Below are 12759 nucleotides of genomic sequence, written 5' to 3'. Positions count from 1 at the left end.
GCTATGAATCTAATAATCGACAAAGAATGGCTGTTAAAAAACTTAAATGAGCAAAATGTCCGTATTGTGGACTGCACTTTTTCTTTAGCCGACCCTAAAAAAGGCAGACAGGAATATGAAAACATTCATATTCCTGGTGCTTGCTATTTTGATCTTGAGGGAGATTTATCGGGCGAGGCCGCTGAACACGGCGGCCGGCACCCAATGCCTGACATCGAAGCGTTTAGTGATAAACTTGAACATGCAGGTATTGATGAAAACACAACAGTAATCTCCTATGATCAAGGTGAAGGTGCGTTTGCTGCAAGGTTTTGGTGGCTGCTGCAATATCTCGGACATGAAAAAGTATTTGTTTTGGATGGCGGCTTTAAAGGCTGGCGGGAAGGAAATTACCCGGTAACATCAGATGTCCCTGCTTTCAAAAAAACCACCTTTAAACCCGAGATTAATCTCGCCATGCTTGCAAGTATAGATGAAGTAAGAGCAGTGGCGGATGAACAGGATACAAATACAATCTTAATTGATTCGAGAGAAGAAAGACGCTATTTAGGCTTAGAGGAACCCATTGATAAAAAAGCCGGACGAATCCCTGGAGCAATTAATAAGCCATGGTTTGAAGGTCTAAATGCCGGATACTATAAGCCTGCAGACATTCAAAAACAACGCTTTACAGACATTAATCCTGAAAGCGAAATCATTGTTTACTGTGGGTCGGGCGTTACGGCTGCACCCAATTATCTAGCATTAAAGGCAGCAGGTTTTGAAAAGGTAAAACTTTACTTGGGAAGTTTTAGCGACTGGATTTCCTATCAAGAAAACAAAATAGAGTAAGTTTTTATGTTATAATATTAGCCGTATTGTTTTTATACGATAGGAGGTCTATACCTTGGAAAATCAAAAACCTTCACTTATGCTAGTTGATGGAATGGCGCTGTTATTTCGTGCATTTTACGCTACGGCTGTAACAGGTCAGTTTATGATAAATTCAAAAGGAATTCCGACGAATGGAATTCACGGATTCATAAAACATTTATTTACTGCGGTTTCGTACTTTAATCCTTCTCACGTAGCAGTTTGTTGGGATATGGGCAGTAAAACATTTCGCTCTGAATTATTTGACGCCTACAAAGGGAATCGCGGTGAAGCACCAGTCGAATTAATCCCTCAATTTGATTTAGTTAAAGAAGTAGTTTCCTCCTTTGACATCCCTAACATCGGGTTGGCGGGCTATGAAGCAGATGATTGCATAGGAACGATTGCATATCAAGCCAGGGAACATGCACATGTTTCCATTTTAACGGGTGACCAAGATATCCTTCAGCTGTTGGATGAAAGTATTTCGGTCATTTTATTGAAAAAAGGCTATGGGAATTACCTTGTTCATACTCCTGATACCTTCTTTGAGGAGAAAGGAATCAAACCGCGCCAAATGATCGATTTAAAAGCTTTAATGGGAGATCCTAGTGACAACTATCCTGGAGTGAAGGGAATTGGTGAGAAAACGGCTCTTAAGCTTTTAAAGGAATTTGAGCATGTTGAGGGGATCATATCCAATCTTGATCGTCTTTCAAAATCTCATAAAACAAAAATTGAGCAGGATTTAGAAATGCTCCACTTATCACGTATGCTTGCGGAAATTAAGTGTGACGTCCCTGTAACGTGTAACCTTACTGAAGCCGGATTGAAGATTGAGAAAGAAAAAGCTTTAAATAAATTAAATGAACTGGAACTTCGCGGCTTGCAGCGCTTGCTGCCGCTTGAAGCATCGTTTGTTTCCTAAAATCCGAGGCTGTCCCAACTAGGGACAGCCTCCTTCCATATAATTTACTTATTAAGCGTCGGGATTTCTTTATTGAAAGACGCGAGAAATATTAATAAATAGGCTTTCATTTCGTTGGTGAGAATATATTGGTGACTCCGGAGAAAAAAACTTTTTATAATGCTTTTTAATAGGATAATCGCTAAAATGCAATTATAATATAAAGGATGGTAGGAAATTGACTAAAAAATAGGGGAGCCGGTGTTGCCGGTTGAGAGGTTATCCATGAGATAATGACCCTTTGAACCTGATCTGGTTAACACCAGCGGAGGGAACATATTTAACAAACGATCTTTGTTAGTGTGCGCCCATGCTTAAAACTAGGGCGCTTTTTTATTTTTAAAGACGTCCTTTTAAGTGAAAAACGTGAAATGTTATCCAAGCCTATTTCCTGCAAATTACATAAAAGAGGATGATAAGAGTGAAGACATGGTTTAGTTTGTTACTATCTGTCTTGTTAATTGCAGGCTGTGGTACAAATACTAAGGAAAATTCACAGGGAAGTGAGCAAGACAATAAAAAGAACCTAGAAAAAGTTACGGTTGTATTAGATTGGACACCAAACACGAACCATACAGGGTTATATGCTGCGAAGGAAAAAGGCTATTTTCAAGAAGAAGGCCTTGATGTCAATATTATTATGCCGGGTGAAGCAGGTGCTGACCAATTAGTTGCATCCGGAAAATCACAATTTGGGGTTGGCTATCAAGAAGGTGTAACACAGGCTCGGATTCAAGGTGTCCCGCTTGTCTCAATTGCAGCTGTAATTCAGCATAATACATCTGGATTCGCCTCTCCTGCAGATAAAAACATTATTACACCAAAGGATTTTGCAGGTAAAACATATGGCGGATGGGGATCACCTGCAGAAAAATCTGTAATCGATTCATTAATGAAAACAGAAAATGCCGATGTTGAGAAGGTGAAAATTATCAATATTGGAGACACGGATTTCTTTACCGCGGTTAAAAAAGATATTGATTTTGCTTGGATATATTATGGGTGGACCGGAGTTGAGGCAGAGCTGCGCGGTGAGAAAATAAACATGGTATATTTAACAGACTACTCAGAAAAACTAGATTATTACACGCCTGTATTAACAACAAATGAAAAAATGATTTCAGAAAACCCTGACACGGTAAAAGCTTTTGTTAAAGCAGCTGCTAAAGGGTATGAATTTGCTATCGAAAACCCAGGTGATGCAGCAGATATTTTATTAAAAGCAGCGCCAGATTTAGATCCGGAGCTAGTGAAAAAGAGTCAAGAATGGTTAGCGCCTAAATACCAGGATGATGCACCACGCTGGGGTGAACAAAAGCTTGAGGTTTGGGAGAACTATGCTTCCTGGATGTTTGAAAATGGATTACTAGAAAAAGAATTAGAAGCTAAAAAAGCTTTTACGAATGAGTTCTTACCTGAATAGGAGAGGTTACTATGGCAAATGCACTAGTCAGTATACAAATTATCCCGAAGCCGTCTGATGGTGGAGATGTAATTCCATATGTGGACGAAGCAATTCGAGTGATTGCTGAGTCCGGGGTTAAATATGAGGTCCATCCGTTAGAGACAACAATGGAAGGCGAGTTATCCCATTTGTTTTCAATCATTGAAAAAATGAACGAACGGATGATGGAAATGGGCAGTAAAAATGTGATTTCTCAAATTAAAGTACTTTACCAGCCAGCAGGTATTACGCTAGAAACCCTGACGGAAAAATATCGATGAACTATTTAATTAGTAAAGGATGGAGACCGATTGCGGTTCTCCTTCTTTTGTTCATTTTATGGGAAATCATTGTAAAGATAACGAAAGTACCAGATTGGCTCTTACCGGCACCTACAAAGATATTGAATGAGATTATTTCAGGTTGGACATCGTTCTATCCAGATTTAATCTCAACAGCGACAATTGCGGTAGAGGGGTTTTTGGCAGGGACTACTGTTGGATTAGTTGTTGCTGTCTTGCTGCATTTGGTCCCTTGGATCCGAGACTCAGTGTATCCGTTACTTATTTTATCACAAAATGTTCCGATTATTGTCCTCGCCCCCCTGCTCGTCATATGGTTTGGATTTGGATTATTACCTAAAATAATTGTAATTACCCTTACCTGTTTTTTCCCAATCACTGTGGCAGCTTTAGACGGTTTTAAACAAGTTCCATATTCCCATAAACATTATATGTTGATGGCTGGGGCTGGAAAGTCTCAATTGTTTTGGAAGCTGGAATGGCCATATGCACTCCCATCCATTTTTTCGGGCTTAAAAATTTCAGCAACTTATAGTGTTATGGGGGCTGTCATTTCTGAATGGCTCGGAGCGGAAAAAGGAATTGGTGTTTATATGACCTTAGCGTCTTCTTCATTTAGGACAGACAAGGTATTCGTTGCCATTCTATCGATCATGGTACTAAGTCTCTTATTTTTTGCAGTTATAGTTGCAGCCGAAAAGTATTTCATTCGTTGGCAAAGCAAGGGAGGCAGCGTGGAGTGAGTCATTTACTGGTTGATCACATTGTAAAAAGTTTTGGACCAAATGAGGTTCTTTCAGATTTATCTTTTTCGATTGAAAAAGAAGAGTTTGTTACCATTATAGGTCCATCCGGAAGTGGAAAAAGTACAATTTTTAACTTAATTGGCGGGATCATGACTCCCGATAAAGGCGTCATTCAACTTGAAGGGAATAATATTATTGGGAAACGCGGCTCGATTAGTTTTATGCCGCAAACGTCTTCCCTCCTGCCTTGGCGGACTGTTTTGCAAAATGTATTGCTCGGAGCTGAACTGCAGGGTAAAAAGGATCGTGATAAAGCGATCGAAATGCTTCATAAAGCCGGTCTTGCTGACTATGTTCATGCTCGTCCGGAAGAACTCTCCGGCGGAATGAAGCAGCGCGTCGCGTTTATACGCGCCCTTCTCAGCCCCCAATCTCTTATTTGTCTTGATGAGCCTTTTTCGGCGCTTGATGAATTAACAAGATTAGAGATGCAAAAATGGCTTCTTTCGATTTGGGAGGATTTTCGCCGGACCGTGCTGTTTGTTACTCATTCGATAGAAGAAGCATTGTTTCTATCGGACAGGATCATTGTGATTTCCGCAAAGCCAACAAAAGTGGCAGCGGAATTCGAGGTCCCGTTCAAACGCCCGCGGGATGAAAGCTTGTTTTTAGATGATAAATTTCTAAAATGGAAGCGGACTGTTACTTATTCATTAAAAAACGTAGGAAGTGACAACGATGGGGAAGCTAATAGACGCACATATTCATTTAGATCAATATGATGACAGTGAAATTGCCGCGCTAGCTGAGGAGAATGAAACCATTGAAGCACTGGTTTCAGTTTCGATGAATCTGGATTCCTGTAAAAGGAATCTAGTTTTATCGGAACAATTTCCTATCGTAAAACCAGCATTTGGTTTTCACCCTGAGCAGCTTCTGCCAACAGAAAAAGAACTTGATGAACTAATAAACTGGATGAGAATTAACAAAGACAAAATGATTGCTGTAGGCGAAATAGGGCTGCCATTTTTTATGAGGGCAGAAAATAAAGTCACAAAAAAGGACTATGGCCGCTATATTGAATTGCTTGAAGTATTTGTGAATCTAGCGAAAGAATGGGAAAAGCCAATCTCTCTTCATGCAGTCTATGCTGATGCCCCAGTTGTTTGTGATCTTCTCGAAAAGCATTCTGTTTCTAAGGCTCATTTTCACTGGTTTAAAGGGGATCAGCGGACAACCGAGAGAATGTTGGCAAACGGATACTTTGTTTCAGTTACTCCGGAGGTTGCCATGGAAGAACCTGAAAACGTCACTTTAGTTCGAAATTATTCGATTAATCAAATTATGGTTGAAACAGATGGCCCATGGCCTTTCGGAGGTCCATTTTCTGGAAAAAGGACACACCCCCTTATGATGAAGGAGTCGCTTAAAAAAATAGCGGAAATCAAAGGTATGAATTTTCGTGATATAAATACGGAGATTCGAAACAATACAAAAAAATTTTTTAATATATAGATTAATTGGTGCTAATATTGGATTCATTACATCTTCTTTATAAAAGGGTAAATGTTTTAATCCTGAAACATGAGGCTGTCCCATAGATGGGACAGCCTTTTCCATTTTTATTTAGTGTTGCTTTTTTTAGCAGCATTTTCTAATTTACTTTTAGGATCTTCTGTCATTTCAGCATCCTGACCATAGCCTTGTGGATTAACTCCAGGCGCCTTGACACCGCGATTTCTTGAACCGTGTTTACTCACCGCTGTTCACCTCCCATTTTTTTAGTATTTCCACTCGGAATAATAAAACTCAACTTTCTAAACAATAAAGATAAGAGGTGATAAAAATGAACAAAGGTGTTTATTTAGCCCTATCAAGTATTGCTTTAGCACAGGGCTTAAAGATCCCCATTCATTACTATAAAAAGAAAGAATGGCGCCCAGACCTCTTTTTCCAAACGGGTGGAATGCCAAGCTCCCATTCAGCCGGAGTTTCTACACTAACCACCTATATTGCTTTACAACGAGGGCTACCAACATTTGATTTTGCCCTATCCCTAGTTTACGGGCTGATTGTTATGTATGACGCTCAAGGTATTCGGCGGCAGACAGGTGAACTTACCTTAAAGGTGAATTCTATGCATGATTTAATGGAAAAAGTAGATAAAGAAGAAAGTGTAGAATTTGAACAAGAAGCTCCAAAAAAGTTGAAGGAAATGTTAGGACATCAGCCCGAAGAAGTAATCGGTGGTGCACTCCTTGGGGCATTAGTAGGAGTGGTTGGGCATATATGCACAAAAAATAGTAGAAAAATGTCGAATTTTAAGTTAAAATCGGATAGTAGATGGTTTTAGATTGCTTGGAGAGGGATGGAGAAGCCAGTGCGGACAGTTGATGAGTACTTGCATTATTTGGAAGGAAAAGGTTTTCAATTTCAAGAGGATGCAATCGGTTTTATTTATTTCGGAAAACAATACACGAATGCTTCCGATGAATTGATTAATTCCGCAATAGAGATCACATTAAAAGCCCAGAAAACCTTTGATGGCAGCTTTTATGTGTCATTATTAGAAACCCTTGTTTCGAGCAAAATACAAACAAGAAATGCGGCCCTAAAGTTCGTTAAAGAAAGAGAACTAGTGGCAATATAAGCAAAAATCCTCCCTAGAAAGGAGGATTTTTGTTTTACCCTTGAAAGCTCTTGTTTTTCCTAAGCAGAGGAAATCTGTTGGCAGGAAGCTCTGCAAAAATCATTCCTGCAAAGATAAGCAAGCAGCCAAATAGCGCGCTGACAGATAAGCGTTCATCAGCCCAGTAATAACCGGCAATGGCTGCAAATACAGGCTCCATTGCGAATATTAATGCCACTCTTGTAGCTGTAGTGTATTTTTGAAAATTCGTTTGAATCAAAAACGCTAGGGCCGTAGCCAGCACACTGGTGATCATTAGAGCCACAATCACAATCACATCTTGTGAGAGTATAATTTCAGGATTAAGTGATTTTCTCCAATCCTAAAAAATAAAGGCGGATAGGATTGATAATACGGCCACTGTGGAAATTTGAATGACCGTTAACAATAAGGCTGGATATTTGCTTGAGAATTTTCCCGTGAAAATAATTTGAAGAGCAAAGCTAATCGCACAAATAAACACAAAACCATCTCCAATATTTAAAGAGGAAACGTCTGTCATCGTAAGCAGAAATAAGCCAATGGCTGCAATCGAAACTCCAATTACTGCATTTCTGGTTGGAAACTGTTTTAACAAAAACATCGAAAACAGTGGGACGAAAATTACGCTTAACCCCGTAATAAATCCTGCTTTAGAAGTGGTAGTATATAATAGTCCGATCGTTTGAGTTGCGTAGCCAAGGAATAGTCAGAAACCAATAAATACACCGGAGGCAAGCATTTTTATATTCAATAAAGCTAGCTGCTTTCGTTCAAAGAGGAATAGCCAGAATAAAAGCATGACTGCTGCGGCCAGAAAGCGGACTCCATTAAAGGAAAATGGTTCGAGCAAACTAATTGCATTTTGAACAAGAACAAAGGTTGTACCCCAAATAAATGTGACAAATAGTAAGCTGAACTCAGCAAAAATAGGCTTTCTCATGAAGATTACTCTTCCTCCAATGTATTTTTTCGGATTGCAAGACGCGCTAATTCATCGGCTGTTTTATTTTCGATACTTGGAATCCACTTCATAAAAAATAAATCAAATTGTTTGGATAGCTGTAATGCTTTTTCTAGCAGCGGGGCATACAATTTGTTTTTTACAAATTCCTTTTCAACGCCTTTATTGACTAATTCTGAATCAGTTCGAAAGGATACAACTGAATGCGCGTATCCTTTTTCTAAGCAGATTTCTAACGCTTTTATAAAAGCATGATATTCTGCTTCATGATTTGACAACATGCCGAGTGGGATGGAATATTTTTCTGCTGTTCCATTCCCTTTAATAAATATTCCAGCACCGCTTGGTCCAGGGTTACCAGCACTGGCACCGTCGATATAAACTTCAATCAAAGCAGACCCTCCAGTTTCATATTAATTGAAAGTTTATCATAATCTAACACAAAACGCAGGAAATATATTTTTCATATTTCTACTTTGTTGATATGGGTATGCTAAGATTAGATGTTTAAACATATTGTAAGAAAGTGCCAATCATTCATTCTTACTTTTCAACTCAGAAATTTTTTAAGGAAGGTTGAAAATCATGAAATATAAACTTGAGTGGAATTATAAAACAGGAAAAAATGAAAAAATACAATTTACCTCTGATTGGATATCTACGGAATTGGCAATACAAGCTGGTGAAGAGCTTGAAAAGCTAGGAAAAGCAAGTGATATTTATTTTTATGATGAAGTTGGTACCTCGTGGATCTTAAAAGAACTGAAAAAGCTAGTCACTGAAATTGAAGACGATCCTCATGAAATAACCGTTTATTTTGATGGTGGTTTTCAAAAGGAAACCAACACTGCTGGTCTTGGCGTGGTAATCTTTTTTAAACAAGGGAAAAAGAAATATCGCATTAGGGCGAATGAAGTATTCGATGAATTGGAAACAAATAATGAAGCTGAATATGCAGCTTTTTATTATGCATTAACAATTTTAGAAGAATTAGGGGTTCATCATCTGCCATGTGAATTCAAAGGGGACTCGCAGGTTGTGTTAAAGCAACTGGAGGGAGAATGGCCATGCTATGAAGACGTACTCAATGCCTGGCTCGATAGGATTGAAGAAAAAATCAAAGCGCTGTCTCTTATACCAAAGTACACGCCTATTCCAAGAAATGACAATAAAGAGGCAGATAAATTGGCGACACAGGCGTTAGAGGGGAAGGAAATATTCGCAAAGACACAAATCATTTAAGAAACGGGGTGCTTCTAGACTCGTGAAAAATTCAAGCAGAAAAGAACTGTTTAATCATGTTGAAACCCTGCTGGCTCACTATTGTAATGGCTGCTTTGTCCATCAACAGTTTAAACAAGAAGGCGGCAGGAGGTTTGCACATCGTTTTTGTATTTCACAATGTACAGTAGGGGAAAAGCTGCAAGAATATGGGAAAAGGCTGACATGAATAGCAGTTCTCGGCTGATGTGGATATACCTGCCGGGGGCCTGAGGGAAATAGAAAAAAGGCTGACGGTTTACGCCAGCCTTTGGTTGTTATAATGATTAAAGTTTTACTACGTTAGCAGCTTGTGGTCCGCGGTTTCCTTCAACGATTTCAAAAGAAACTTCTTGGCCTTCTTCTAAAGACTTGAAGCCTTCGCCAGTAATCGCGCTGAAGTGTACAAATACATCGTCTCCGCCTTCAACTTCGATAAAACCGAAACCTTTTTCATTGTTGAACCATTTTACTTTACCGTTTTGCATCTACTATTTCCTCCTAAGCCTTTCAGGACACCTTGTAAAAGTGCCAAAGATAAATATTATCATGACCACAAAGATAATATAAATACTATTCAATTAATGATACATGACGCTTTTAATATACATGAATATTTTTGGGCAGTCAAGGAAAGTAAGCGCTTTTTTAGCCGATAAATTGTATTATCATGCAATATTCAAAATTAATAAATCTATCTGAACATAAAATTTTATCAGCCTCATATTCTTATAAAAATGGTTGATAAAGGGTGAGGAGTAATGTACCGATTTTCGATTGAGGGAGATGAATGGATTTTAAGATTCTCGCCGCAAATATACATTGAAGCTGAAGAAAAACAAGTTGTCTTGATGTCATTGCTTCAAATCGGAAATGATTTATCATCATATTCACATGGTGATGCCTTTCTTATGTTTACAAAGAAGATAGGTGCGATCGTTTTTGACGTTGAAAGAATTCCATCATTTATTTTAACCGTATCTAACATTATTCCAGAAGAAAATTGGTATATGCAGGATTCAAATTTAAAACTTATACAATAATGAGTTTCAAAAAGGTGGTCAGAAATGACCGCTTCTTTTTATGTTAATTGTTAAAATTTTGACAAATGCAATCTAATTTTTTATGAAAATAACTGCTATGATATGCTTGAAAGAAATCCTCTGATTTCCCCCATGTGACACGAGCACCTCCTTTTTTGAATCTACCAATCCAATACCTGTAAAGAAAACTATAAATATGTTAAACAAATGGGGTACTTTGTAATTGTAATTTTTTTATCCTTTACAAAAAGACAAATGAAGTGGGAAAATGAATGCTGATGCTTTATCAAAAGGAGCAATCATAATGAAATTAATTATTGCGGAAAAGCCAGACCAAGGTTCAACATTGGCTTCTATATTTAAAAATAAAAAACAAAATGGTTTTATTGAGATTTTTCCAAACGAAACTTTTACAAATGGTGCATACGTTACATGGGCAATTGGGCATTTATGCCAGTTGGTGAACCCAGAAGCTTATGAACCAGGATGGAAGAAATGGTCGTTAGATAATCTGCCAATGATACCTGCTCAGTTCCAATATGAAGTAACGAAGGATAAAATTAAACAATTTACCGTTATCCAAAAGCTTGTAAATAATCCTGCGGTAACAGAAATTATCCATGCAGGCGACGCCGGGCGTGAGGGTGAATTAATTATCCGTAATATTCTTCGGATTACCGGTTGTAAAAAGCCAATGAAACGACTATGGATATCATCTTTAACACCAAATTCAATTCGTGAAGGTTTTAATAAGTTATTAGATGAAGACCATACTAGAAATCTATATTATGAAGCATACACCCGAGCATGCGCTGATTGGGTAGTTGGAATGAATGCCTCAAGACTCTATAGCTTGCTTTTGCAAAAACAAGGCTTTTCTGATGTGTTTTCAGTTGGCAGGGTACAGACCCCCACATTGGCTCTCATTGTAAAAAGAGAATTAGAGATTGAGAATTTTAAGTCTGAACCCTTCTGGGAAGTAATTGCCCATTTTAACATGGATGGCAAGAAATATAGCGGCAAATGGCAGAATGATGGAGAAACCCGAGTAAAAACAAAAGAAATGGCTGAGAAGGTTGCCGCGTTTTGCCGAGAAAAGCCTGCAGAAGTATCAGATGTACAATCGGAAAGAAAAGAGTTTTTGCCGCCATTACTTTATAATTTATCAGCTCTTCAGGCTGAAGCGAATAAACGATTTAAGTTTTCACCGAAGAAGACGTTAGATGTGCTGCAAAAACTCTACCAAAAAGGGAATGTTTCATATCCTCGATCTGACTCGCGATATGTAACAAAAGAAGAAGCGGCCACTTTTCCAGAAATTCTGACTAAATTAAGTCATATTAATGGTTATGATAAATTTTTTCCACTGCCAATTGAATCGATTGCCGATAACAAGCGGTATGTAAATGAGAAAAAGGTTACCGACCACTATGCCATTATTCCTACGGAACAAATTCCAAATGTAGACCGGCTTGATCCCGATGAAAAAAAACTTTACGATCTCATTGTTACGAGTTTAATAGCGGCACACTACCCAAAAGCCATTGCAGAATATACAACGGTAACAACTTTGGTAGATGGACGGGCGGTTTTTCAATCAAAAGGTAAGGTTCAAATCGAAGAAGGCTGGCGGAAGGTCATCAACCAAAAGGAAAAAGAGGATGAACCGGCTCTTCCGCAATTAGCAAAAGGAGAACAAGGCCGTACGGTAAAGGTTGATGTAAAAGAAAGCCAAACCCAGCCTCCAAAACGCTATACCGAAGGTCAGTTAATTACGTTAATGAAGACAGCAGGGAAGCACATCGAAGACAAGGAAATGGAGAAAATCTTGTCGAAAACGGAAGGTTTAGGCACTGAGGCAACAAGAGCTGGAATTATTACCATGCTGAAGGACAGAAAATATATCGATGTAACCAAGAACCTAGTGTATGCGACAGCAAAAGCAAGAATCCTAATTGAAGCAATTGGACAGGAAATTCTAGCCTCTCCGGAAATGACAGCCAAATGGGAGCAGAAATTAAAAGAAATATCAGAGGGGTCAGCTTCTCCCAAGAATTTCATGGAACAAACCAATAAAATGGTGTACCACTTAATCTCTTCAGGAGTAGGACATTCTGCAAATTGGGTCTTTTCAGAAAATGTACGCGAAAATTTCACCCCAAGTAAAAAGATGACAAAGGGTAAAGGCGGTACAAAACTGGGCAAATGTAAAAAATGTGATGGCTCCATTGTCGATAAGGGTAGCTTTTACGGGTGTTCTAACTATCAAAAAAACCAATGTAATTTCACGATATCTAAAAAAATTCTTGGGAAAAACATTACCCAAAAGAATGTGAAACTTCTTTTATCTGAAGGGAAAACGGAGTTAATTGAAGGTTTTACAAATAAAGATAAAACTTTTAATGCAAGGCTTTTTCTAGATGAGCAGGAGAATAGGGTTAAGTTTTTATTCGAAGAACAGAATACCAAAACTGTGACAAAGTCATAATTCAACTTGTCACTATTTTTTTTCT

General features: G+C 38.4%; 16 protein-coding genes, 1 pseudogene and 1 riboswitch. Of the genes and pseudogenes, 13 read left to right on the top strand and 4 right to left on the bottom strand.

Features of this window, described 5'->3' with window-relative positions:
• The first annotated feature begins 3 nt into the window (after positions 1 to 3).
• The 7 genes from ACIQAA_RS00875 to ACIQAA_RS00845 all read left to right on the top strand — a co-directional run bounded on the left by ACIQAA_RS00875 (position 4) and on the right by ACIQAA_RS00845 (position 5826).
• Positions 4 to 831 (top strand): sulfurtransferase, encoded by an 828-nt coding sequence (locus ACIQAA_RS00875; RefSeq protein WP_402613727.1) that lies wholly within the window; start codon positions 4 to 6, stop codon positions 829 to 831.
• A gap of 55 nt (positions 832 to 886) precedes the next feature.
• Entirely contained in the window at positions 887 to 1780 is an 894-nt protein-coding gene (locus ACIQAA_RS00870) for a 5'-3' exonuclease (RefSeq protein WP_402613724.1), read from the top strand.
• A gap of 220 nt (positions 1781 to 2000) precedes the next feature.
• Positions 2001 to 2112: riboswitch (TPP riboswitch) on the top strand.
• 128 nt (positions 2113 to 2240) lie between these two features.
• Positions 2241 to 3242, top strand: coding sequence for an ABC transporter substrate-binding protein (locus tag ACIQAA_RS00865; RefSeq protein WP_402613721.1), 1002 nt, complete (start codon positions 2241 to 2243; stop codon positions 3240 to 3242).
• Positions 3243 to 3253: 11 nt separating this feature from the next.
• Positions 3254 to 3544, top strand: coding sequence for a thiamine-binding protein (locus ACIQAA_RS00860; RefSeq protein ID WP_402613719.1), 291 nt, complete (start codon positions 3254 to 3256; stop codon positions 3542 to 3544).
• Positions 3541 to 4308: an ABC transporter permease gene (locus tag ACIQAA_RS00855; protein WP_402613717.1), complete on the top strand. Its 768-nt coding sequence runs from the start codon at positions 3541 to 3543 to the stop codon at positions 4306 to 4308. The genes ACIQAA_RS00860 and ACIQAA_RS00855 overlap by 4 nt, the downstream gene beginning before the upstream one ends.
• Positions 4305 to 5093, top strand: coding sequence for an ABC transporter ATP-binding protein (locus tag ACIQAA_RS00850; RefSeq protein ID WP_402613714.1), 789 nt, complete (start codon positions 4305 to 4307; stop codon positions 5091 to 5093). Before ACIQAA_RS00855 ends, ACIQAA_RS00850 begins: the two co-directional genes overlap by 4 nt.
• Positions 5050 to 5826 (top strand): TatD family hydrolase, encoded by a 777-nt coding sequence (locus ACIQAA_RS00845; RefSeq protein WP_402613712.1) that lies wholly within the window; start codon positions 5050 to 5052, stop codon positions 5824 to 5826. The genes ACIQAA_RS00850 and ACIQAA_RS00845 overlap by 44 nt, the downstream gene beginning before the upstream one ends.
• 107 nt (positions 5827 to 5933) lie before the next feature.
• Here ACIQAA_RS00845 and sspL read toward each other — a convergent pair whose 3' ends face one another.
• Complete coding sequence (gene sspL / locus ACIQAA_RS00840) at positions 5934 to 6071, bottom strand: small, acid-soluble spore protein L (RefSeq protein WP_034674074.1); 138 nt, start codon at positions 6069 to 6071, stop codon at positions 5934 to 5936.
• An 86-nt stretch (positions 6072 to 6157) separates the two neighbouring features.
• On the opposite strand from sspL, the gene ACIQAA_RS00835 reads away from it, so the two are divergent.
• Together ACIQAA_RS00835 and ACIQAA_RS00830 are read left to right on the top strand one after the other, a co-directional pair.
• The gene (locus ACIQAA_RS00835; RefSeq protein ID WP_402613709.1) at positions 6158 to 6664 is read left to right on the top strand and encodes a divergent PAP2 family protein; all 507 of its coding nucleotides are present in this window, start codon (positions 6158 to 6160) and stop codon (positions 6662 to 6664) included.
• A gap of 15 nt (positions 6665 to 6679) precedes the next feature.
• Positions 6680 to 6961 carry a DUF6123 family protein gene (locus ACIQAA_RS00830; RefSeq protein ID WP_402613707.1) on the top strand — a complete coding sequence of 94 codons (282 nt, stop codon included), beginning with the start codon at positions 6680 to 6682 and terminating at the stop codon, positions 6959 to 6961.
• A 34-nt stretch (positions 6962 to 6995) separates the two neighbouring features.
• Here the strand turns inward: ACIQAA_RS00830 and ACIQAA_RS00825 are convergent.
• A pseudogene (locus ACIQAA_RS00825) lies at positions 6996 to 7922 on the bottom strand (DMT family transporter).
• A gap of 5 nt (positions 7923 to 7927) precedes the next feature.
• On the bottom strand, positions 7928 to 8335 hold the full coding sequence (locus ACIQAA_RS00820; RefSeq protein ID WP_402613704.1) for a reverse transcriptase-like protein: 408 nt from the start codon (positions 8333 to 8335) through the stop codon (positions 7928 to 7930).
• 193 nt (positions 8336 to 8528) lie between these two features.
• On the opposite strand from ACIQAA_RS00820, the gene ACIQAA_RS00815 reads away from it, so the two are divergent.
• Positions 8529 to 9185: a reverse transcriptase-like protein gene (locus ACIQAA_RS00815; RefSeq protein WP_402613701.1), complete on the top strand. Its 657-nt coding sequence runs from the start codon at positions 8529 to 8531 to the stop codon at positions 9183 to 9185.
• Positions 9186 to 9207: 22 nt separating this feature from the next.
• Positions 9208 to 9393, top strand: coding sequence for a zinc-finger domain-containing protein (locus ACIQAA_RS00810; RefSeq protein ID WP_402613698.1), 186 nt, complete (start codon positions 9208 to 9210; stop codon positions 9391 to 9393).
• Between the two features lie 97 nt (positions 9394 to 9490).
• On the opposite strand, the gene cspD is transcribed toward ACIQAA_RS00810, so the two are convergent.
• A complete protein-coding gene (gene cspD / locus ACIQAA_RS00805) occupies positions 9491 to 9691 on the bottom strand; it encodes a cold-shock protein CspD (protein WP_026563856.1) in 201 nt (66 codons plus the stop codon).
• A 273-nt stretch (positions 9692 to 9964) separates the two neighbouring features.
• Here cspD and ACIQAA_RS00800 point away from each other — a divergent pair, with 273 nt between their 5' ends.
• Positions 9965 to 10246 carry a hypothetical protein gene (locus ACIQAA_RS00800; RefSeq protein ID WP_307310611.1) on the top strand — a complete coding sequence of 94 codons (282 nt, stop codon included), beginning with the start codon at positions 9965 to 9967 and terminating at the stop codon, positions 10244 to 10246.
• Between the two features lie 304 nt (positions 10247 to 10550).
• Positions 10551 to 12734, top strand: coding sequence for a DNA topoisomerase III (locus ACIQAA_RS00795; RefSeq protein ID WP_402613694.1), 2184 nt, complete (start codon positions 10551 to 10553; stop codon positions 12732 to 12734).
• Positions 12735 to 12759: the final 25 nt, after the last annotated feature.

This window comes from Neobacillus sp. NPDC093182 (genome assembly GCF_044754045.1).
This window is presented reverse-complemented; position numbering and strand designations above follow the sequence as displayed.